This is a genomic window from Desulfomicrobium macestii, from assembly GCF_014873765.1.
Classification (GTDB): domain Bacteria; phylum Desulfobacterota; class Desulfovibrionia; order Desulfovibrionales; family Desulfomicrobiaceae; genus Desulfomicrobium; species Desulfomicrobium macestii.
Window position 1 is genome coordinate 187,921 of the sequence record NZ_JADBGG010000002.1, and the last position, 22,232, is coordinate 210,152.

The following is a 22,232-nucleotide window of genomic DNA, read 5'->3' on the forward strand; positions in this document are numbered from 1 at the left end:
TTTTTTACAGGAGACAAGTGCATCATGTCGAAGAACATTTATGTCGGAAACCTGCCCTGGAGTGCCACCGAGCAGGATGTGGAAACGCTGTTCGCAACCTACGGCCAAGTTGCAAACGTTAAACTCATTTCCGACCGTGAGACAGGCAGAGCCCGTGGATTTGGTTTTGTGGAAATGGAGAGCGGCGCTGAAGAAGCCATCGCTGCTCTGGACGGCGCCGATTACGGCGGACGTTCCCTGAAGGTCAACGAAGCCCGTCCCCGTCCCGAGCGTGAACGCCGGCCCAGATGGTAGTCGCGTCGATCTGAGCCTCTAAACCCTGCCTTGCAGGGTTTTTTTTTGCTGTGTGGCCGGTTGACTTACGCGCACCTGCCCGCATCTTCCCTCCCCCTGATATTCCGTGATCGAAGAATTTGAACTCACGCCAGTTGCCGGTCTGAATTTTAATCGCCTTGAATTCATTGATAATTATTTGCCAGGCTGTTTTTTTGACGGCAGATGGTGAAAATCTGAGTCACGAAAAAATGCTCAAGAATTGAACAGAGTGAGCTTTTCGGACCGTCGCGGCAGCTGCGTGGTGCCGATGCAGCCAATCAGTAGAGTCTGATCAGGTTTGATCAAATGATTGGAATTTTTGTGAATTCTGTATCCGGTGGCCGAGAGGCGCTTTCTGTGCCGTCTTTGGCAGTCCATGAACAAAGTGCGTTGGGACGCATCGCATTTTTAGCCGTCTTACACCCCGCCCGGTCTCGTCTCGTCTTTTTTATCCTCGTGTTCTTCAGCCTCTTCTCCCGGAAGAGGTCCGCGCGCACCTCAAGGGCGGTGTCCCATGCGACGTTCGCCGCTGGCCACGCCGTCCATCCAGAACCAGCCAAGCGCTCCGGCCGCGGCGGCCAGCAGGATCAGCACTCCAAGTTCCATTTGTCCTCCTTATTTGACAAGAGAGCGCCCGAAGCGCTTCAGGTCTTCGAGCACCATGTAAAGGGACGGCACGATTCCAAGGGTGATGAAAGTGGAGAAGACAATGCCGAACCCAAGCGACAGGGCCATGGGGATGAGGAAACGCGCCTGGCGCGAGGTTTCCCAGATCATGGGCGCGAGACCGCCGAAGGTGGTCACCGTGGTCAGCAGGATGGGCCGGAAGCGTTGCACGCTGGCCTGATGAATGGAGGCCAGGGCCGATTGACCGACCCGCCGTTTGCCGTTGGCGCAGTCGATGAGCACCAGGGATGCGTTGACCACCACCCCGGACAGGGCCACGATGCCGAAAAGTGACACCAGACTCAGGCTGTAGCCCATGACCAGATGTCCGAACACGGCGCCGACGATGCCGAAGGGGATGCTGGTCATGATGATCAGCGGCTGCACATAGCTGCGCAGCGGCACCGCCAGCAGGGCGAAGATGCCCAGGCAGGCCATGCCAAGTCCGAGCAAAAGCGCCCCGACCCCTTCCTTGATGTCGGCCTGCTTGCCTTCGAAGCTGAACTCCAGACCCTGATAACGGTCTTGCAGTTTTGGCAGGTATCCGTCTTTGATGGCGTTTATGATCGCGGCGGCCTCCGAGGGCGGGGTCACGTCGGCGGTCACGGAGATTATCCGGCGGCCGTTGCGCCGGTCGATGCTGGTGTAGGAGTGCCCCTTGGTGACATCGGCCACTTCGCGCAGCAGCACGCTTGTGCCGGCAGGGGTGCGCACCAGAAAGTCCTCGATGTTTTGCAGGGAGACGCGCTCGCCCTCCGGCAGACGGACCATGACCTTTATTTCGTTGCGTCCGCGCTGCTGGCGCAGTGCCTCGGCTCCGTAAAATGCAGCCCGGATCTGACGGGCCACATCCTGGGAGGTCAGCCCCAGGCTGCGCCCCTCCGGCCGGATGCGGAAGTCGAGCTGCGTCTTTCCGGCGGAAAATCCATCGTCGATGTCCGACACCTGGGCGTAGGAACCGAGTTCCTTGGCCAGATCCTCTCCTGCTTTTTCCAGGATTTGGGTGGAGCGGTGCGAGAGTTCGATGGTCAGGGCCGCGCCGGAACCCGGGCCGCCGCGATCCGATTCGAATTTGAGATATTCGGCTCCGGCGATTTCGCCAACGCGTTCCCGCCAGAGTCTGGTGAATTCCGCCGTGGGCAGGGTGCGCATTTCCGGCGGGGTCAGAAAGACGCGCACCGAGCCCTGGTGTCCGCCCGAGCTCGTCCCGACCTGGGAAAAGATTCCCTCGACCAGCTCATCCCCGCCGTGTTCACGAGCCAGCTCGTCGGCGATGCCGACCATGCGGTTGATGGCCGCTTCGGTGCGGGCCACGGGCGAGCCGAAGGGCATGGCCAGTTCGACGTAGGCATAATCCGACTCGACCTTGGGGAACATGACGATGCCCATGCGTCCGCTGGCCACGTATCCCAACGTGGCCAGAAGCACCGCAACGGCGATGGCCAGGGTCAGATAACGCAGGCGTATGGTCAGCATGAGCAGGGGCGAGATGAAGTTGTTCACCACGCGCATGAACCCGGCACTGAATTTGGCCTGCCAATTGTGCAGGAAGGACAGCCTGGATTTGCCTCCGGACTTGAGGTGCCCAAGGTGGGAAGGCAACACGAAGAGACTTTCCACCAGGGAGATGAGAAAGACGCTGACGACAACCGCCGGGAGCACGCCGAAAACGCGTCCCAGGACGCCGGGCACGAAGAGCATGGGCACGAACGCGACGACGTTGGTCAGGACAGAGAAAGTCACGGGCATGACCACTTCCCGGGCGCCGCTGGTGGCGGCCTTGAGGGAGGAGAGCCCCTGTTCCTTGTACTGATAGACGTTTTCACCGACCACGATGGCGTCATCGACCACGATGCCGAGGGTGATGATGAAGGCGAACATGGAAACCATGTTGATGCTCACGCCAAGCCCCGGAAGGATCAGGAACGAGCCCAGGATGGAGATGGGGATGCCCATGCTGACCCAAAAGGCCAGGCGGATTTCCAGGAACAGGGCCAGGAGGATGAAGACCAGGCAAAGACCCATGAGGCCGTTGCGGGTCAGCAGGTCCATGCGTTGGCGAAAGATGTCCGAGCTGTCGTTGCGTTTGGCCAGGTTCACGCCCGGCGGCAGGATTTGCTTCAGCCGCTCCATGTGCCGCTTGACGGCATTGGAAACGGAGATGGGCGTCTGGTCCCCGACGCGGTAGATGTCCAGCAGGATGGCCGGCTGGTTGTTGTAGAGGGCGAAGAGGTCAGTGTCCTCGAACCCGTCGGTGATGCGGCCAAGGTCCTCAAGGCGGACCATCGAGCCGTCGGAGGAGCTGATGATGGGCAGGTTCGCGAACTCCTTGCCCAGTTCGCGGCGGTCCTTGACCCGGACCAGGATTTCACCCTGGCTCGTCTTGACGCTGCCTCCGGGCAGCTCCAGGGCTGAGTTGCCGATGATCTCCGCCACCTGCCGCAGGGTCAGGCCATGCGCGCGCAGGGTGTCCTGGGAAATTTCGATGCTGATCTCAAGGTCGCGCGCGCCGCTCAGTTCGATCTGGGTGATCTCCGGGTCTTGAAGCAGGTCGTCGCGCACCGTTTCGGCCATCTCGCGCAGGATGCGCTCTTCCATGTCGCCATAGATGGCGATGGACATGGTCCGGCGGCGGTTGGAGGCGATGACCACCCGCGGCGTCTCGGCATCTTCCGGGAAAGAGGAGATGCGGTCGACCTCGCCTTTCACGTCCTGGGCCAGGCGTTCCATGTCGGTCCCTTCCAGCGCCTCGACCGTGACCGTGCCGGCGCCTTCCACCGAGGAGGAGGTGACCTTCTTGATTCCGTCCAGTCCCGTGACGCGTTCCTCTATGGCAAGGACAATGCCCTTCTCCACTTCCTCGGGGCTCGCTCCGGGGTAGGCCACGGTCACGGTCACGATTTCGGACTCGAATTCGGGAAAGACTTCCTGCTTGATCCGGGTGGTCATGAGCAGTCCGCCGACAAGGCAGAGCAGCATGATCAGATTCGCGGCCACCGGGTTGGAGGCCATCCAGGCGATGGCGCCGTGTTGGATTTTGTTGCGCATGGCTCTACTTTTCCTGGCCAAGGCTGACAGGCATGCCGTCGATGGGGCTCGCCAGTTCGCTGGTCACGACGGTGTCGCCGGATTCAAGGCCGTCCGAAACAAGGACCGTGTCCGTGTCGCGCCACGCAACGGTGGCGGGCCGGATGGCCAGGGTCGCGTTGTGCACGGTCCAGACGGTGTCGTTTTCGCGTAGTGCGGCCCTGGGCAGGCGGATCACGTTTTCAAGACGCGTTCCCTCGATTTCAAGACGCACGTATTCACCCAGCAGAATGGGCGCGGGGGTGGCTTCAAGGGGCGCGGGCAGCGAGACCTGCACCCGGGCCAGGCGCCCCTGCTCCTCCAGATCCCCGCGCAGGCGCAGGATGCGGCCCGTGCGCTCGGCGCCGCTGGCCTGGGAACGGATGCGAACCTTCGAGCCGGGGCCGTCTTTTCCGGGCAGGGTGATCCAGGGCAGGCGGTCCACCGGTATGGCGGCCTCGACCCAGAATTCACGGGTGTCGACAAGGGTGGCCAGGGTGTCGGTGATGGAGACCCTGGAGCCGATCTCCACGTTCTTTTCCAGCACGAGGGCGGTGAACGGCGCGGTCACAGTGGTCCGTTTCAGATCGAGCCGGGCCTGATCCAGGGCCGCCTCGGCCTGTCGAACCTTGGCCCGGGCCTGGGCGAGTTGCGGTTTGCGCAGGGCCAGATCCGGACTTTCACCGGCGTTGCCCGTGATTCCCAAAAGCTCCCATTCGTGCCTGGCCACCTGCTGGTACCCAAGTTCAAGTTCCAGCGCGGCCTTGGCGTTTTCAAGCTCCGCCTCTCTGCTGGTCACTGCCAGACGAAAATCCTCGTCCGCCAAACGCAGCAACGGACTGCCCCCGACCACCGTTCCGCCGGGCACGAAGGCCGCAGATATCTCGCGGACGACTCCGGCCACTTCGGAGCGGATCAGGGTCTGGCGTGCGGGCACGACGGTGCCCAGTGCCTGGACTACAGCCGTCTGGGGTCCCGCCGTGACGGTGGTTGTCTCGACCAGGGGCGCGATGACCACCAGCGGCCTCTGGGGAGGCGTGGGCCGGGTCTTGATGAAACGGACCGCGACAAAGATTCCGGCTCCGAGGAAAAGAAGGGACAGAAGAACGACAAGAAGCTTGACTTTGGTCGGCAAGGGCTTGGTGCTGTCGCATTCGGGTATGATCATGGCTTTTTCGCTTTGGGTTTTTCAGGATGCATCGGGGAAAGAAGATCTCCAGCCTTTGCCCAGCGCCCGGCAGAGTCCTGTCTGCAGGGTCAAAAGGGAGGCCTGTTCCCTGATATGGGTGCGCTCGAGCTGCTGCAGCTTGAGGAGCAGGGAGAGAACGGTGTCGTAGTCGAGCACGCCGTTGCGGTAACGGACCTGGGCGCTGGTCAGGGCGGACCGGGCCGCGTCGCGCTGGGTTTCCAGGGCGCGCACCAGCTCGATCTGCCTGAGCACGGCGTTTATGCCCGTATCCACCTCAAAGAGCGCCGTGAAGACGGTTTTTTCATAGGAGGCCAGCCGCTCACGGCGCACGGCTTCCTGTCGTTTCACTTCGGCCCGGCGGCTGCCGCCGTCGATGATCGGAGCGGTCAGGGACGCGGCCAGGTTGGCCAGCCAGTTGTCGAAGATGCGGCTTGCGTCCCCGCCGTTGTGCTCGAAATTTCCGGTCAGGCGCAGGGCCGGCATGCGGTCCGCCCGGGCGGCGGCCAGGTCCCAGCCCGATTCGAGCAGCCGTTGCCAGGCCGCGCGGATGTCGGGCCGCTCAAGCAGCAGTTCCGCCGGAAGCCCGGCCCTGGTCAGGGGCATGGGCATCGGGAGATCGGCCGCTCCGGCGAGATCCATCGTGCCCGGCGCCTTGCCGAGGAGCAGGTTGATCCGGTTTTCAAGGCGCACGGCCTCGGATTTCAGGGGGAAAATCACGGTCTCGGTCTGGGCGATGGCCTCGCGCTGTTGCAGCACGTCCAGGGCCGAGGCCAGAGAGTTGGCGAAGCGCAGCTCAAGGGTGGAGAGGATGTCCGCGTTGGTGCGCTGCTGGCTTGCCAGCACGGCGAGCTGCTGCCGGGTCGAGCACAGGGATATCCAGGCCCCCGCGATTTCGCCGCTTAAGGTCAGGGCCGCCGTGCGCAGATCGTCGCGGCTGGCCATGACTTCCAGGGTGTCGGCCTGGCGCAGGGCCCTGACCCGGCCCCAGAGGTCGAGCTCGTAGCTGGCGGCGAGTCCCAGTCCATAGGCGTCGCTTTCGATCTGGTTTTTGGTGTCGAGCTTGGTCCAGGTCCGCGTTGCGTCGGCGCTGGCGCCAAGGGTCGGCCACAGGGTGCTGCCGGTCTTTTCCGCCGCGGCTTGCGCCTGATCGAGCCTGGCCAGGGCCGTGCGCATGTCCGGAGCGGAGCGCAGGGCCTCGTCCATCAGGATGTTCAGGTCCTCGCTTTGCAGGTCCCGCCACCACTGGTCGGCCGGATCATGTTCTCCGGCTTCAAGCCGGTAGGCCTGGGGCAGCTCCTGCACGGCCGGGGGGACAGGAGCGAAGGCGTGACATCCCGTCAGGAGAAAAAGAAAAACAAGAAGCCTCATGCAAATTGCTCCGGGAGGAGTCGATGGCGGAAAAGTCCTGCTGAGCATGAACATTGGCGCAATCTGAACCTTAAAAAAGGGGAAACCCGCGCTTCGCGATTGAAATGGAATGCGCGGGAGGGTGTCAGGCCGGCATCGCTGTCGAGAATTTCTTGTCGACAACGAGGATATGGTTGGTCAGCCAGCCGCGCAGGAAATGGAACATGTCCCAGGCCAGTCCTTCGGAAGCCAGGATGACGTCCAGATCGAAAAGCAGGATCTGGTCGACAAAAGCCAGATGCTCGCTTTTGTGTTCTTCGAGTTCCGCGTATCCGGCGGCCTCCATGAGCGTCTCCTCGGCCCGGAAATGGTAATTGGCGTATTCCTTGAGCTGGGTCAGGATGTTGTTCAGATCATCTATGGAAGAGTGACCGATGCCGTCCGCAAGGGAGTTGATGATCTCGACCAGGCGCTGATGCTGCGTGTCGATTTCGGCAATTCCGGTCTCAAAAGACTGATCCCAAATGATTTTTTTATTCATTCCCTGCGGCTCCTGGGGCTTGAGATGAAAATATTTATCTTCCTTTACCCCAGAGCGCTGCCCGGGAAAAGGGGCAATTCCCGCCAAATCCCGGAAGAATCGGAAGCGCTGGATTTTCAGTCTGGATTCTGCCCGACAACGGCCATGGTTCGGGGCGGGTAGGTCAGCGTCTCGCACATGCCTGCCAGGGCGCGCCCGGCGGCCTCAGCCAGGGCGGACATTTCGTCCTCTCCCGGATGGACCATGACCGGAGCCAGAAATTCCACCTGTCCGGATATGAGCGCGGCCAGCTCCCGATCGTGCATGAGCCCTCCGGTCAGGATCACGGCGTCGACCCGGCCACGGAGTACCGCGCCCATGGCTCCGATCTCCTTGGCCACCTGGTAGGCCATGGCCTGACGCACCTCCCGGGCGAGGGTGTCGCCTTCGCGGATGCGCCGCTCGACCTCCATGCCGTTGGCCGTTCCAAGATAGGCCAAGAGTCCGCCTGCGCCCGTGATTCTGCGGCGGATGTCCTTTTCGCTGGCGTCCGGGGCAAAGCACCAGCTGACGAGCGCTCCGCAGGGCAGGCCGCCGCTGCGCTCGGGGGAGAAGGGCCCGTCCCCATCCAGGGCGTTGTTGACGTCGACCACCCGGCCAAGTTCGTGCGCCCCCACGGACACTCCTCCGCCCAGATGAGCCACGATGAGCCGCAGTTCTTCATAGGCGCGCCCCAGTTCCTGCGCCACGCGCCTGGCCACGGCCTTGTGGTTCAGGGCGTGAAAGATGCTGCGCCGCTGTATGGAGGGATGGCCGGAATAGCGGGCCAGAGGACCAAGCTCGTCCACGACCACGGGGTCGGCGATGAGGGCCGGTATTCCGGCGCGGGCGGCCAGGTCGTGGGCCAGGATGGCGCCGAGGTTGGAGGCGTGGGTTCCGAAGCCGCAGGAACTCAGGTCGGCGAGCATTTCCGGGCCGACGGCGTACACGCCGCCGGGCATGGGACGGAGCAGGCCGCCCCGGCCGATGACGGCGGCCATGTCCGAGACGGCAAGCTCATGGCGCGCAAGGGCCGCCATGATCATTTCCCGCCGGTATCCCTCCTGGTCCATGACGTGCGCGAAGCGATCCAGATCGGCTGCTTCGTGGCGGATGGTCTCCACGAAGAGCGCTTCCCGGCCTTGAAAGACCGCGATCTTGGTGGAGGTCGAACCGGGGTTCAGGACCAGGATTTTCATGTTCTAGGCTCCTTTTGCCGCCATGAGAATTCCGAGGGCCACGGCGTTGATCTTGGTCTGGTGGGAGTCGGCCCGCGAGTTGAGCAGCACCGGGGCCCTGGTGCCCATGACCACCCCGGCCGAGCGGGCGTGGGCGAAGTACATGAGGCTCTTGTAAAAGATGTTGCCTGCCGCCAGATCCGGGGCCAGCAGGATGTCGGCCTTGCCCGCCAGGGGATCTTTCATGCCCTTGTGCCGGGCGGCCTGCTCGCTGATGGCGTTGTCCAGGGCGTAGGGCCCGCCCACGCGGCAGCCCGGGAGTTCGCCCTTGGCGTTCATCTCCACCAGGGCCGCGGCGTCCATGGTGGCCGGCATTTTCGGGTTGACCTTCTCGGATTCGCACAAAACCCCGACCACGGGGTCCGGGTTGCCGAGGGCGCGGGCCACCTTGACCGCGTTGAGCACGATCTGGCGCTTGGTCGCGAGGTCGGGTTTTATGATCATGGCCGCGTCGGTCAGCAGATAGAGCTTGTCGAACCCGGGCACGTCCATGACCACGGTGTGGCTGACCGTGGAACCGTTGCGCAGCCCGGTATCGCGGTCGAGCACGGCCTTGAAGAGGACCGAGGAGTCCACGAACCCTTTGAGGAGGATCTGCGCCCGCCCCGAGGCCACGACCTGCACCGTGGCGGCGGCTCCGCAGGCCTCGCCCCGGGCGTCGAGAAGTTCAAACGCCGTGAGATCGAGTTCGATCCTCTCGGCAATGGCTTTGATTTTGTCGGTGTTCCCGACCAGTATGAAATCGGCCAGACCCATGGCATGTGCCTCGGCCACGGCCGTGAGCGCCTCGGCGTCCTGCGCGCAGGCCACGGCCACGGTCTGCCTGGGCAGGGTCAGGGCCTTGTCGATGATGGACTTCATGGATGTAAGCATCGGATCTCCTTGCGAGTCCTGCCGATAGATCATCGATTGGATGAAAACAAGTGGCGCGCAACCGTTTTTGTCAAATTTTGCATCCTTGGTTGCAGGGGTTGCTCCCGGGCGCGGCTGGGACTAATCAAGGCCGATCTTCGGAGGAAGCATGCACAATCGTACAGCCGCCCTGGCCGCCGCGTCCGTGGCCAGTTTTCTGGTACCCTTCATGATGTCCGCCGTGGCCATCACCCTGCCGGTCATGCAAATCGAGCTCGGGGCCTCGGCCGTGGAGCTAAGCTGGGTGGCCGGGAGCTACATTCTCGCCCTGGCCGCCATTCTCCTGCCCATCGGCAGGCTGGCCGACATCCTGGGCCGCAGGCGCACCTTCGTCTGGGGCACGGGCGCCTTCGTCGTCTTTTCCCTGTGCGCCTCCCTGGCCTGGTCCGTGGTCAGCCTCGTGACCCTGCGCGTCGTGCAGGGGGTGGGCGCGGCCATGATCCTGGCCACGGGCGTGGCCATCGTGACGGAGCTCTACCCCCGCGAGGAGCGGGGCCGGGTCATGGGCATCCTGGTCGCCTGCGTCTATCTGGGGCTGTCCGTGGGCCCTCTCGTGGGCGGGATGATGACCTCCCTTTTCGGCTGGCGCTCGGTCTTCTTCCTGTGTCTGCCTCCGGGCCTGCTGGCCTGGATCATGGCCCGCGGGATCAAGGACGAGTGGCGTCCGGCGCGCGGCCAGGGCTTCGACCTGATCGGGAGTCTGCTCTATGCGGCCTTCGTGGTTTGCTGCGTTAACGGGCTGACCGGGCTGGCCCGGCCCGAGCGGGGCTTGCCGCTGCTTGGGGGCGCCCTGGTCATGGGTGTCCTGTTCGTTTTGCGCTCGCGCAGCATCCGGCATCCGCTTATCGACCTGACACTGTTCACGGCCAACCGCGTCTTTCTGCTTTCAAGCCTTGCGACCCTCATCAATTATGCAGGCACGTTCGCAGTGGGCTTTCTGCTCAGTCTGTACCTGCAGGTGGTCAAGGGCTTCTCGCCCATGCACGCCGGGTTCATCCTGATCGTGCAGCCGGTCGTGCAGAGCCTGTTGTCTCCCGTGGCAGGGGTCCTGTCCGACCGTTTCAACGCGGCCTGGCTGGCCAGCATGGGCATGGCCTTCTGCGCCCTTGGCCTGTGGGCGATGTGCGGGGTGGGCGCTCAGACCGGACTATGGGAGATCGGCGCGATCCTGGCTCTGCTGGGCCTCGGGTTCGCTCTCTTCGCCTCGCCGAACATGAGCGTGGTCATGGGCAGCGTCGAACCGAAGGACTACAGCATCGCCTCAAGCCTGGTCGCGACCATGCGCACCTTCGGCATGACTCTGTCCATGGGCATTTCCGCCGTGGTGTTCGGCTTTTTGCTGCAGGATCGCCAGATCGCTCCGGACACGATCCCGGAATTTCTGGCCAGCATGAAGATCATTTTCGCCGTTTGCGCCGGGCTTTGCGTGGCGGGCGTGTTCTGTTCGCTGGGCCGGGTCGCGAAACGCTGATTCGGGCGCGACAGCCAGGATTTTCTTTTCATCGAGGCCGCATTGAAATAACGATCATCCATGGTGTCTTGCTGGTTTTCGCAAACAGAAGGAGTTGTCATGAACGCTATTAAAGTCATGGTCATGGGCGTGCTGCTATGCCTTGGTTCCGTATTTGCCTTTGCCGATGACGGGCAGGTGCTGGTGGAGAAGACCTGCTCCAAGTGCCACGATCTGGGCCGGGTCCGGGCCGGATTCGGGGTCAAGGATCAGGCGGCCTGGTCCGCAACGGTGGCCCGGATGCTGGCCAAGAGCAAGGCTCCTGCCGTCACCCACGAGGAACACGGGCTTATCGTCGACTGGCTTTCGGCGCAGAAAAAATAGTCCAGGCCCAATCTTTCTCCCCTGGGAAATCCAGTCTTCGGCGCGGCCGGGGGCTGGATTTTTTGTTTGGCGTTCTTGGGCATGGAGCCGACCGTTTTGGTCGTATTTAAAAAATCTATGTCAGTGTTGACTCAAAAGTCCTGGAGGGCATAATACAGGGCACCTTTTTCATTTTATCCGGAGGTTGCTCATGAATCCCTATTTTTTGAAAGTGCTTCTCCTTGTAGCCCTGCTCGGCGTCTGCACGAGCGGATCAGCTTTTGCCGAGCCGTCGGGCAAGCTGGTGATCTTCCATGCCGGAAGCTTGGCCGTGCCTTTTGCCGACATGGAAAAGGCTTTTGAAGCCAAATATCCCAAGGTCGACGTACAGCGCGAATCCGGCGGCAGCACCAAGCTCGCGCGCATGATCACGGAACTTGGCAAGCCCGCGGACATCATGGCTTCCGCCGACTATCTGGTCATCGACAAGATGCTCGTGCCCGAATTCGCGCAGTGGAACGCCCGTTTCGCCACCAACCAGATCGTGCTCTGCTACACCCCCACAAGCAGGTATGCCGACGAAATTAACGACAAGAACTGGTTCGAGATCCTGCAGCGCCCGGATGTCGTCTGGGGGCACTCAGACCCGAATCTGGATCCGTGCGGCTATCGCAGTCTGATGACCATCCAGCTCGCCGAGAAGTTCACGGGCCAGCCGGGTCTTTACGACAAGGTGCTCGCCAACCGCCCGGAGAAGAACGTTCGCCCCAAGTCCGTGGAGCTCATTTCCATGATGGAGTCGGGCAACATGGACTATGCCTTCGAGTACATGTCCGTGGCCGTGCAGCACGGGCTTGAATACGTGACCTTCGACGACCACATCAACCTTGGCAACTATGCCATGGATCCGTTCTACAAGAGCGCCGTGGTCAAGGTCACGGGCAAGGAACCGGGCACGTTCATGGAGCTTACGGGCAGTTCCATCACCTACGGCGTGACCATGCTCAAGGCGGCGGCCAATCCCGAGGCGGCCGAGGCATTTCTGGCCTATCTGCTGGACGAGAAGGGCGGACTTGCGATTCTGAAGGCGCAGGGCCAGCCGCCCATCGTTCCGGCCAGCGTCGGAACGGACGCCATGCACGAGGCGCTCCCGCAGGGCCTGAAGGCGCTGGTCAAGGTCGCAAAATAGATGGGAGTCCCGGTTGCGACGCACGGCCGGGGAGGCTTTTTGGGAAGCCTTCCCGGCCGTGTATTTCAGTTTTGGCTGATCGCGTCCTGCATTCTGGTCCTGGTCTTCATCGTCGCCCCTCTGGCCCGGACCGTGGTTTCTCCGGATGCCGAGCAGATGTGGAAGACCCTGGGCGATCCCGATGTGCTGCGTTCGGTGGGCCTGTCCATGGGAGCGTCGGCCATGGCCGCCGTCCTCTCGCTGATCATGGGCACGCCTCTGGCCTATATTCTGGCCAGACGTGAGTTCGCGGGGAAGAAGATCGTGGAGAGCCTCATCGATCTGCCCATCATGATCCCGCACCCGGTCATCGGCATCGCCTTCCTGACCCTGGCCGGCCGGAACAACTGGTTCGGCGGCCTGCTCGCGAGCATGGGCATCGAGATGATGGGCACGGTCACGGGCATCACCGTGGTGCTTTTTTTCGTGGGCCTGCCCTTTTACATCAATACGGCCAAGGCCGGGTTCGAGAGCGTTGCCCCTCGTCTGGAGAAGGTTTCCCGTTCCCTTGGCGCAGGCCCCGGCGCAACCTTTTTCCGCGTGACCCTGCCCCTGTGCCGCCGCGCCATGCTGGTCGGCATGATCATGTGCATGGCCCGGGCCCTGAGCGAGTTCGGAGCCGTGGTCATCGTCGCCTATCATCCCATGATCGCACCGGTGCTCATGTTCGAGCGCTTCACCGCCTACGGACTCAAATATTCGCAACCCGTGGCCGTGATCCTCATCGTGGTCAGCCTGCTCTTTTTCATCGCCTTGCGCGTGGTCTCCCGGCCCCAGAGGAGGGATGCATGATTCGCGTAGAGTCCCTGGCCCTTTGCTTCGGGAAATTCAGCTTGCGCGATGTCGGCTTTCAGGTCGCGCCGGGTGAATTTTTTGCGCTGATGGGGCCGACGGGTTCGGGCAAGACCCTGATCCTTGAATCCATCGCCGGGCTGGTGGAGCATGCGCGGGGTAGCATACGTGTCGCCGGGCAGGAGGTGGGCGGGCGGCCTCCCGAGCGCAGGAATGTCAGCCTCGTCTACCAGGACAACGCCCTCTTTCCTCACCTGAGCGTGCTGGACAACGTCACCTACGGGCAACGCTATCACGGCATCGCAAAGGACGAGGGGCGGCGCATGGGGCTTGCGCTGCTGGAGCGCCTGGGCCTGACCCGCGTGGCCAAACGTCTGCCCGTGAACCTGAGCGGCGGCGAGAAGCAGCGCGTGTCCCTGGCCCGCGCCCTGGCCTGCAAGCCGGATGTGGTGTTGCTCGACGAGCCCCTGTCTTCGCTTGATCCGCAATTTCGAGACGACCTGCGCGCGGCGCTCAAGGATCTGCATCGGCATTCGGGGCTGACCTTCCTCATGGTCACGCACGATTTTGTGGACGCCCTGACCCTGGCTGACCGCGCGGCGGTGCTCCGGGAGGGCCGCCTGGAACAGGTCGGGACTGTCGGGGATGTGTTCCGCAAGCCGGCCACTGCGTTCGTGGCGGGATTCGTGGGCATGAAGAACATTTTTTCCGTGGAGGGCCAGGGGGAATGCCGCCTGGGCGGGGATGCGCTTTTTGCCGTGCCAGGCGCTTCAGTTCCCGGGCATGTGGCCCTGCGGCCCGAGGACGTGTTTGTTTCGTTCACCGATCGCGCCGCGCCAGGATGGTTGAGCCTGCCCGGAACGTTGCTGGGGGTGCGGCACGAAGGCTTTTCGTGGTTCGCGGAAGTGTCCTGCGGGCATTCGCGTTTCACCGCCGCCCTGGACCGGCAGTTTCCGGAGCAGGGCAGGCTGGAGCCGGGGCGGGCAGTCTGGCTGACTTTTGCCCGCGAAAGCCTGCATTTCATGCCGGACGCCTGACCAAACGCCCTTGCAGTGCAAGAAGAATAGGTCCTATAGGTCTCATGGGACCTATAGGACCTATTCTTTTTTCCAAAGGAGGATTTCATGACCGACATTCCCGTTCAGCACCGCTATGCCGAAGACCTGAGCCATTGCTACGGCTGCGGAAAAAACAACGCCCAGGGCCTGCACATCCAGACTCACTGGGATGGAGAGCAGGGTGTGGGGCGTTTTACGCCTCGGCCGGAGCATATCGCGCTGCCCGGATTCGTTTATGGTGGAATGCTCGCTTCGTTGGTGGACTGTCACGGCGTGGCCACGGCCGCTGCCTCGGCGGCCGGGGACGACGGCCGGCCCCAGCGCTATGTGACGGCCTCGCTGCATGTGGATTTTCTGCGGCCCACGCCGCTCGGGCCGGAGCTTGAGTTGGTGGCGCGGGTCATTGAGCGGCGGGGCAGGAAGATCGTGGTCGAGGTGGAGATATCGGCCCTTGGAGAGTTGCGTGCCCGGGGACAGGTCGTGGCCGCGCCCATGCCCGCCACCATGGGCCGGGATTGATTCCGGCCCATGGACACGGGTGTCAGCCTAGCAGCATGATGATCTTCGAGGCCATGATCATGCCCACCAGGGCGATGGGATAGACCGATGCGTAGGCCGTGGCCGCATAGGGCGTGTCGCTCAGGGACGCGGCGGCGGCCAGGCCCGGGGTGGAGGTCATGCCGCCGGTGATGACGCCGAGCATGCGCAGGAACGGAATGCGCAGCACTCTGGAGCAGATGGGCACGCCGATGAGCATGGGCGCAAGCGTCATGATGGCTCCGCCCAGAAAGAGGGGCATGCCGTATTCGCGCAGTGTCGGCACGAGGGTGCCTCCGGCCGCGGTTCCGACCACGGCCAGGAAAAGTCCAAGGCCGAGGTCGCGGATCAGGGCGTTGGCCGTGCTCGGGAGTTCGGTGATGACCGACCCGACCTGGCGTACCGCGCCAAAGACAAGTCCCGCCAGCAGCACCCCGCCGGTGGCGCCGAGAGTGAAGATTCCAAGTCCCGGCAGATAGAGGGGCAACGCCCCGAAAGCCAGCCCGCAGAACAATCCGGACAGGAGCACCATCACGCTGGTGGCGAAGAGCGCACGCACATCGTCACCCAGCATTTTCTTGACGTTTTCCACGGTCTCGGGATTGCCGACCACATGCAGCACGTCGCCCTGGCGCAGGCGTACATTGGAGCCGGCCGGGCAGTCGAAACCGTTGCGGGTGATGCGCGAGACCTGCACCCCGAAGACATGACTCAGATTTAGGGCGCGCAGGGTCTTGCCGGCCACCTCGGGGCGGGAGAGCAGGATTTCCTTTTTTATGAGCACGGAATTGAAGGCCAGGTCGGCCTCCACCACGGGTCCAATGACGATTTCGGCCTGATGCAGGGCCTCGGAGGTCCCCACCACCCGCACCGTGTCGTGCATGTTCAGGACTGTTTCCGCCACGGCCAGTTCCGGGCTGTCGCTTCCTGCCCGCAGGACGCGGGTGATGGTCACCTCGGCCATGCGCGCAGGCAGGACCTGGGATAGCGGCCCGGTGCACAGATTGGGGTTGGTGACTTCAAGATGCGTGAATTCGATTTGCGGATGCAGGCTGCTCATTTCCTGCTCCAGTTTTTCCTCTTCCTGGCCGATGCTCGCGCGCATGATCCGCGGCAGGAGCTTGACCACCAGCACCACGCCGACAACACCGAACGTGTAGGCCACGCCGTATGCGGCCGGGGCCGCGCTGTCGTGGGCCAGTTCCACGGCCACGGCCAGGCCCGGCGTGGAGGTCAGGGCTCCGGCGAAGAGTCCGGCGGTGATCTCTTTTGAAAATCCGAACCATGCCTTGCAGCCGAGGGCCGTGAGCAGGCCCGTCGCGATCATGACCATGGCCCCGATGCTGAGGGCCAGACCCCCGCGCTTCATGGAGTGCATGAAGCCTGGTCCGGCCTGCTGCCCCACGGAATAGATGAACAGGATGAGCCCGAGGCTCTGGATCACACCGGGCAGGCTGAAGCCCGCGAATCCGGCCAGAAGGCCGGTAAAGACGATGCCAGAGGAGCCAAGGGAAAAGGAGAATATCTTGACCTTGCCGAGCAGGTGCCCGGACAGGATGACGGCAAGCAGCAGGAACATGGGATTATGCAGGAGCTCCATGGGGAACCTCCAAAAGATTGTTTGATCGATCAATAGGCGCAGGCACTACTCTTTTTGTCCCGCATTGCAAGCGGAAAGTGACGGGTAGCGCCGGAGGAATCAGGGCGCGTGAAGTCGCGGGGGCGCATCGGAGCTGTCGGTAAATCGTCACGAACCGCGCTCAACGCCCCTTTGCTTGAGCAGTGCGTAGAGTCTGGGTCGGGACAGGCCCGAGAGACGGCAGGCGTTTGCGATTTCGCCCTTGCTGACCAGCATCAGATTCTTGAGATACCACGTCTCCAGCTCGGCCATGTGCTTTTCACGATACTCCCTGAGGCTCGGGAAAGCCTCCCCGTCCGTGAGCGGTGGCGTCCTGTTTTCAAGTTCGGGCAGCTCCGCGACCAGGAGCCGGGCGACGTTGGCGCGAATGTTTCTGGACAGGTGCTGGGGGTAGAGGATGGGTTCGGTCCCGGCCCGGACCACGGCCTGATCGAGGGCGTTGACCAGCTCGCGGATGTTTCCCGGCCATTCGTACTGCATGAGGGTGTCGAGAAAGTCCGGAGAGAAGCCTTTGTTGTCTATGTTCAGCCGTTTGCAGGTGCGGCGCACGAAGTGACAGATGAGATCGTTCAGGTCGTCCAGCAGGTCGCGCAGGGGGGAGAGCTCAAGCCGTATCCCGCGCAGGCGGTAGAACAGGTCCCGCCGAAAGGTGTCGGCCCGGACCATGGCCTCAAGATTTCGATTGGTCGCCGCCACCAGCCTGAAATTGCTGGTGATCTCCTTTGCCCCGCCCACGGGACGGAAGCTGCGGCCTTCGAGCACGCGCAGGAAGACCTTCTGGGTGGACAGGGGCAGTTCACCGACCTCGTCCAGAAACAGGGTCCCGCCGTCGGCCTGCTTGACGAGGCCGATGGAGCGGTTCTCCGCGCTGGTGAACGCGCCGCGTTCATGGCCGAAGAGCATGCTTTCCACCAGGGTTTCGGGCATTGCCGCGCAATCGACCACCACGAAAGGCTTGCCCGCGCGCGAGCTGTTGGCGTGGATGGCCGGCAAAGAGCTCCTTGCCGGTGCCTGTTTCGCCGGTGATGAGCACGTTCACATCCGTGGATGCGGCCTGGGCCACGATGTCGAGGCAGGAGTTGAGCAGGCGGCTGTTGCCGACGATCCCTTCGCGCCGCAGGGAGACCGGCGCGCACTTGGCGGGCCGCTCGCGATGGTATTCTAGGGCCCGCTCCGCCAGGACCATGAGGCGCTGCATGTTCACGGGTTTGGGCATGAAATTCCAGGCCCCGCCGCGGATGGCGGCCTCGGCCGCGTCCGGGTCGCGGCTTTTGGACATGACGATGATTTCCGGGCGCGACGGCACCTCGCGCAGGGTAGACAGGAATTCCAGACTGTTCTTGCTGCCGGCCTCGTCGCCGAGCAGGACCAGGGAAAATTCGCCCACGTGCAGCATGGCAAGACCTTTGGACAGCGTCGTGCTGTGGGCCGCGTGCAGGTTGTGCCTGGCCAGTTCCGCCATCAGCGATTGGCAAAATGCCGCATCGCCATCGATGATCAGAATGTCGCTCATGAAGACTCCCGCAGTGCTGTCTTGTCTGGCAAGACGATAATCAGGCTTTTTAGGGCTTCGCAAAGGTGAGTGTCGCCCGGTCCGGAAGGGCCTGCTCCAACCGGTGCGAGGACATGGCTCTCACCTACACTGTTTTGCTGTCTCGTCAAGTAAGACACTTCTCTTGTCCCAAGACAAAGTTCATTTGTCTCTCACCTTCTCTCCTTTCATAATTGCGTACTGTTTTTTATCCATTTGCTTGAATTATTTTGGAATGAATGATTCGGCACGCAAAGTGTTTTTACGGACAACATGAGAGAGCAAGGGCGCTCTGCAGCGGAGTTCTTTTACATCGCAATATAGGTTGAATTTGAATTTTGTGCTGGCGCATGGCGCGGAAAGTACGTTCTCGCCTTCCCGGCAAGAGGTCATTGATGATCTGATGACAGGGTGCCCCCTGCGAGGAGGAGTGGAGGATGAAACGCAAATGGGACGCAAGAACCAAGGCGCGTATCGTGCTCGAAGGGCTCATGGGCGGGTGTGTGAACGAGATCTGCCGAAACCATGAGCTGCGACCGGGGCTGTACTATAAATGGCGGGGACATTTCCTGGAGCACTGCCACCTCATTTTCGAGGAGCAGCCCAGAGCCCCGAGTCAGTCGGACCTGGCTGCCGAGAACGAAAAGCTCAAGCGTCTGGTGGGCGAGTTGACCCTGGAATTGAACAAGGGCGGAAGTCTTCGCTGATCGAGGGACAAGGGGGATGACATGGCCAGAAGGATAGGAGTGTATGTCTGTCACTGCGGCTCGAACATCGCGGGCAAGGTGGATTGTCCGGACGTGGCCGCTTTTGCACGGGGGCTCAAGAACGTCACGGTTTCGCGTGACTACCAGTTCATGTGCTCGGATCCCGGCCAGGACATGATCATCCGGGACATTAACGAACACGGGCTGGACCGCGTGGTTGTGGCCTCCTGTTCGCCGCGCCTGCATGAGAAGACATTCCAGAAGGCCTGTGCCCGGGCCGGGCTCAATCCCTACCTCATGCAGCACTGCTGCATCCGCGAGCACTGTTCATGGGTGACCGGTGACAAGGCCGAGGCCACGGCCAAGGCCAAGCATATCGTCGAGGCAGCCGTGCTTCGGGTGCGCAGGCATCAGGAGCTTCATTCCCGCGAGGTGGCCGTCGTGCCCGACGTCATGGTCGTGGGCGCGGGCATCGCCGGCATCCAGGCCGCTCTCGATGTCGCCCGCTCCGGGCATCGCGTCATCCTGGTCGAGAAGTCCCCGTCCATCGGCGGACACATGGCCCAGTTCGACAAGACTTTTCCCACCCTGGACTGCGCCGCCTGCATTTCCACTCCGAAAATGGTGGCCGTGGCCCAGGAACCCAATATTGACCTTCTGACCTGGAGCGAGGTGGAGGAGGTCACGGGCTTTGTCGGCAACTACACCGTCACCGTGCGGCGCAAGGCTCGTTACGTTCGCGAGGACATCTGCACGGGTTGCGGGGCGTGTCTGGAAAAATGTCCGACCAAGGTCTTGAGCGAGTTCGAGGAGGGTCTCGGCATGCGCCGGGCCATCTACCGCAATTCTCCCCAGGCGGTGCCAAGCACCCCGGTCATCGACGCCGAGCATTGCAAGATGCTCACCAAGGGCAAGTGCGGCGTCTGCCAGAAGACCTGTCCCACCGGAGCCATCGATTTCACCCAGCAGGACCGCCGGGAAGTCTACCATGTGGGCAGCGTGATCCTGGCCACGGGCTACGACACCATGGACCCGACCCCCATGACCGAATACGGGTTCGGCCGCTATCCGGAGGTCTATACCGCCCTGCAGTTCGAGCGTCTGAACAACGCCGTGGGCCCCACCGGCGGCAAGATCCTGATGAAGAACGGCGAGACCCCGAAGAGCGTGGCCATCATCCACTGCGTCGGCAGCCGCGACAAAAATTACCATGAGTACTGTTCGCGTACCTGCTGCATGTACGCCCTCAAGTACGACCACCTCATCAAAGACAAGGTCGGGCACGGGGCGGAAGTCTACAATTTCTACATCGACATGCGTTGTTTCGGCAAAGGGTACGAGGAATTCTACCGCCGCGTTCAGGACGAAGGGGTGACCTTCGTGCGCGGCAGACCTTCTGAAGTCGTCCAGGAAAACGGCAAGCTGGTCGTGGTGGGCGAGGACACCCTGCTCGGGACTCGTCTGCGTGTGCCCGTGGACATGGTCGTGTTGTGCACGGCCATGGAGGCGCGCGCGGACACCACGGAAGTGGCCCGTGTTTTCGGCGTGTCCCAGGGCCGGGACGGATTTTTCCTTGAAGAGCACCCCAAGCTCGGTCCCGTCTCCACGGCCTCGGACGGCATCTATCTGGCCGGAACCTGCCAGGGGCCCAAGGATATTCCCGACGCCGTGGCCCATGCCGCGGGCGGCGCGGCGCAGGCCCTGGCCCTGGCCGCGCGCGGGGTGGTGTCCATCTCCCCCACGACCTCCTGGATCAATCCGGACATCTGTGTCGGCTGCAAGATGTGCATCGGGCTGTGCCCGTATTCGGCCATCGAGTTCGACGAGCGTCGCCACATAGCGGTCATCAACGAGGCCATGTGCAAGGGCTGCGGCAGCTGCGCCGGGCATTGTCCGAGCGGAGCGGCCCAGATCAAGCATTTCCGCCAGGTGCAGGTCTTCAACGAGATAGACGGTCTGCTGGACCGCAAGCCGGACATAATGGCCCTGATTGGAGATATTTACGAAACCGCGAACCGAGCAGAGGCGTGAGGAGGATTGCATGAACCAGGAATTTGAACCCGCCATTCTGGCTTTTGTCTGCAACTGGTGCACCTACACCGCCGCCGATCTGGCCGGAACCTCGCGCATGGTGCAGCAGCCCAATGTCCGCCTTGTGCGCATGATGTGCACGGGCATGGTCGATCCCAAATATGTCATCAAGGCCCTGTTGTCCGGGGCCGACGGAGTGCTCGTCAGCGGCTGCCATCCCGGCGACTGCCACTACATAAACGGCAACTACAAGGCCCGGCGGCGGGTCAAGCTTTTAAACGAGATCCTGCCGCAGTTCGGCATAGACGAACGGCGGCTGCGCCTGACCTGGGTCGGGGCCAGCGAAGGCAATGAATTTGCGGCCACGGTCAATAATTTCATCAATGAAATCCGAGAGCTCGGCCCGCTGGACGTGCGCGGTATGGCAGCCCTTTAAGCGGACGGGGAGGAGTAATCATGGCCACCACGGTACGAATTGAAGTTGGCGAACACGGCCCGGTTCCGGCCCTGCAGGATTTTTTCAGGAAATTGCTGGCGGACGAATCCCTGTCCGGCATCATGGTCCCCGTGCATCTCTTCGGCGGCGGCATGCCTATGCCGACCCTGGTCACCGATCCGGCCCAGCTGGATCGGGCCGACCCGCTGGCTCCGGCTTTTCCCATGAGCAGCGCGAAGCTCGTCTCGCGGCTGAGCAAGGGTTCGGCGGGGGAACGCTTCGCCGTGGTCATGCGCCCCTGCGAGATCCGGGCCTTCATGGAACTGGTCAAGCTCAATCAGGGCTTCCTTGAGGAGGTCATCCTCATCGGCATGGATTGTCCGGGAGCCTACGACAACATGCATTATCGCGATTTTCTCGGCGAGCGCGAGCCCATGGCCGCCAGCGCCGAATTCCACAAGGCCCTGGCCGAGGGCCGAAAGCCCGCTTCCGTCGAGCTGGCCGGAGCCTGCAAGGTCTGCGAGCACCCCACGCCGCAAGGCACGGACATTGTCGTCGGCCTTTTCGGGGGCGACATCTCTTCAGGCATCCAGATCATGGCCGCCAGTCCTCGCGGCGAAGCCCTGCTCGGGGCCATGGGGCTGCAGGCCCAGGAACCCGACGGGAAACGCGAGGCCGCCGTCGCCGCCCTGGTCGGTGAGCGTGAGGCGGCGCGGGACGCCATGTACGCCGACGTGCAGGAGCGGACCTCGACGCTGGAGAAGCTGGCCCAGTATCTGGGCTCCTGCGTGAACTGCTACAACTGCCGGGTGGCCTGCCCGGTCTGCTACTGCAAGGAGTGCGTCTTCAACACCGACGTCTTCGAGCACAAGCCCTGGCAATATCTGGATTGGGCCAAACGCAAGGGCAGCCTCAAGCTGCCTACCGACACCGTCTTTTACCATCTCACGCGCATGGCGCACATGAGTACGGCCTGCGTGGGCTGCGGCCAGTGTTCCAACGCCTGCCCCAACGGGGTGGAGGTCGTGGAGCTGTTCCGCACCGTGGCCGCCCGCACGCAGAAGAGTTTCGACTATCAGCCTGGACTCAGTCTGGACCAGGCTCCGCCCCTGACGGTGTTCAGGGAGGACGAATATCAGGATACGGTTTCGCACCTGGCTTGAATCCG

General features: G+C 62.6%; 19 protein-coding genes and 1 pseudogene. 11 read left to right on the forward strand and 9 right to left on the reverse strand.

What is annotated here, in order from left to right; genetic code table 11:
* Positions 1-24 precede the first annotated feature (24 nt).
* Positions 25-294, forward strand: a complete 270-nt coding sequence (locus tag H4684_RS02160; protein WP_015774533.1) for an RNA recognition motif domain-containing protein — start codon at positions 25-27, stop codon at positions 292-294.
* Between the two features lie 636 nt (positions 295-930).
* Here the strand turns inward: H4684_RS02160 and H4684_RS02165 are convergent.
* From H4684_RS02165 to H4684_RS02190, 6 genes are all read right to left on the reverse strand, one after another.
* Positions 931-4,029 (reverse strand): efflux RND transporter permease subunit, encoded by a 3,099-nt coding sequence (locus H4684_RS02165; RefSeq protein ID WP_192622675.1) that lies wholly within the window; start codon positions 4,027-4,029, stop codon positions 931-933.
* A 4-nt stretch (positions 4,030-4,033) separates the two neighbouring features.
* Positions 4,034-5,215, reverse strand: coding sequence for an efflux RND transporter periplasmic adaptor subunit (locus tag H4684_RS02170; protein WP_192622676.1), 1,182 nt, complete (start codon positions 5,213-5,215; stop codon positions 4,034-4,036).
* A 21-nt stretch (positions 5,216-5,236) separates the two neighbouring features.
* A complete protein-coding gene (locus H4684_RS02175) occupies positions 5,237-6,604 on the reverse strand; it encodes an efflux transporter outer membrane subunit (protein WP_192622677.1) in 1,368 nt (455 codons plus the stop codon).
* Between the two features lie 124 nt (positions 6,605-6,728).
* Complete coding sequence (locus H4684_RS02180; protein WP_192622678.1) at positions 6,729-7,124, reverse strand: bacteriohemerythrin; 396 nt, start codon at positions 7,122-7,124, stop codon at positions 6,729-6,731.
* 116 nt (positions 7,125-7,240) lie between these two features.
* Complete coding sequence (gene buk, locus H4684_RS02185) at positions 7,241-8,341, reverse strand: butyrate kinase (protein ID WP_192622679.1); 1,101 nt, start codon at positions 8,339-8,341, stop codon at positions 7,241-7,243.
* Between the two features lie 3 nt (positions 8,342-8,344).
* Complete coding sequence (locus tag H4684_RS02190; protein ID WP_192622680.1) at positions 8,345-9,253, reverse strand: bifunctional enoyl-CoA hydratase/phosphate acetyltransferase; 909 nt, start codon at positions 9,251-9,253, stop codon at positions 8,345-8,347.
* Between the two features lie 148 nt (positions 9,254-9,401).
* On the opposite strand from H4684_RS02190, the gene H4684_RS02195 reads away from it, so the two are divergent.
* From H4684_RS02195 to H4684_RS02220, 6 genes are all read left to right on the forward strand, one after another.
* Positions 9,402-10,763 carry an MFS transporter gene (locus H4684_RS02195; RefSeq protein WP_192622681.1) on the forward strand — a complete coding sequence of 454 codons (1,362 nt, stop codon included), beginning with the start codon at positions 9,402-9,404 and terminating at the stop codon, positions 10,761-10,763.
* A gap of 99 nt (positions 10,764-10,862) precedes the next feature.
* Positions 10,863-11,126 carry a hypothetical protein gene (locus H4684_RS02200; protein ID WP_092189062.1) on the forward strand — a complete coding sequence of 88 codons (264 nt, stop codon included), beginning with the start codon at positions 10,863-10,865 and terminating at the stop codon, positions 11,124-11,126.
* Positions 11,127-11,316: 190 nt separating this feature from the next.
* Positions 11,317-12,294 (forward strand): tungstate ABC transporter substrate-binding protein WtpA, encoded by a 978-nt coding sequence (wtpA, locus tag H4684_RS02205; protein ID WP_192622682.1) that lies wholly within the window; start codon positions 11,317-11,319, stop codon positions 12,292-12,294.
* Positions 12,295-12,333: 39 nt separating this feature from the next.
* Positions 12,334-13,125, forward strand: a complete 792-nt coding sequence (locus H4684_RS02210) for an ABC transporter permease (protein ID WP_225940185.1) — start codon at positions 12,334-12,336, stop codon at positions 13,123-13,125.
* Positions 13,122-14,162 carry an ABC transporter ATP-binding protein gene (locus H4684_RS02215; RefSeq protein ID WP_192622683.1) on the forward strand — a complete coding sequence of 347 codons (1,041 nt, stop codon included), beginning with the start codon at positions 13,122-13,124 and terminating at the stop codon, positions 14,160-14,162. The genes H4684_RS02210 and H4684_RS02215 overlap by 4 nt, the downstream gene beginning before the upstream one ends.
* Before the next feature lie 87 nt (positions 14,163-14,249).
* A complete protein-coding gene (locus H4684_RS02220; RefSeq protein WP_192622684.1) occupies positions 14,250-14,702 on the forward strand; it encodes a PaaI family thioesterase in 453 nt (150 codons plus the stop codon).
* Positions 14,703-14,724: 22 nt separating this feature from the next.
* On the opposite strand, the gene H4684_RS02225 is transcribed toward H4684_RS02220, so the two are convergent.
* The 3 genes and pseudogenes from H4684_RS02225 to H4684_RS21345 all read right to left on the reverse strand — a co-directional run.
* The gene (locus H4684_RS02225) at positions 14,725-16,320 is read right to left on the reverse strand and encodes an aspartate:alanine exchanger family transporter (protein ID WP_192622685.1); all 1,596 of its coding nucleotides are present in this window, start codon (positions 16,318-16,320) and stop codon (positions 14,725-14,727) included.
* A gap of 147 nt (positions 16,321-16,467) precedes the next feature.
* Positions 16,468-17,025 carry an AAA-type ATPase lid domain-containing protein gene (locus tag H4684_RS21340; protein ID WP_456073123.1) on the reverse strand — a complete coding sequence of 186 codons (558 nt, stop codon included), beginning with the start codon at positions 17,023-17,025 and terminating at the stop codon, positions 16,468-16,470.
* Positions 17,011-17,872 (reverse strand): annotated as a pseudogene (locus H4684_RS21345) (sigma-54-dependent transcriptional regulator); the annotation flags it as partial. The gene H4684_RS21340 and the pseudogene H4684_RS21345, both read right to left, overlap by 15 nt.
* Positions 17,873-18,327: 455 nt before the next feature.
* Here H4684_RS21345 and H4684_RS02235 point away from each other — a divergent pair.
* Genes H4684_RS02235 through H4684_RS02250 form a run of 4 tightly spaced genes read left to right on the forward strand, consistent with a single transcriptional unit; the run spans position 18,328 to position 22,227 of the window.
* Complete coding sequence (locus H4684_RS02235) at positions 18,328-18,597, forward strand: transposase (RefSeq protein WP_092189050.1); 270 nt, start codon at positions 18,328-18,330, stop codon at positions 18,595-18,597.
* Between the two features lie 21 nt (positions 18,598-18,618).
* Complete coding sequence (locus H4684_RS02240; protein ID WP_192622686.1) at positions 18,619-20,628, forward strand: CoB--CoM heterodisulfide reductase iron-sulfur subunit A family protein; 2,010 nt, start codon at positions 18,619-18,621, stop codon at positions 20,626-20,628.
* Between the two features lie 10 nt (positions 20,629-20,638).
* Complete coding sequence (locus tag H4684_RS02245) at positions 20,639-21,064, forward strand: hydrogenase iron-sulfur subunit (RefSeq protein ID WP_092189046.1); 426 nt, start codon at positions 20,639-20,641, stop codon at positions 21,062-21,064.
* A gap of 20 nt (positions 21,065-21,084) precedes the next feature.
* Positions 21,085-22,227 carry a 4Fe-4S dicluster domain-containing protein gene (locus H4684_RS02250; RefSeq protein WP_192622687.1) on the forward strand — a complete coding sequence of 381 codons (1,143 nt, stop codon included), beginning with the start codon at positions 21,085-21,087 and terminating at the stop codon, positions 22,225-22,227.
* Positions 22,228-22,232: the final 5 nt, after the last annotated feature.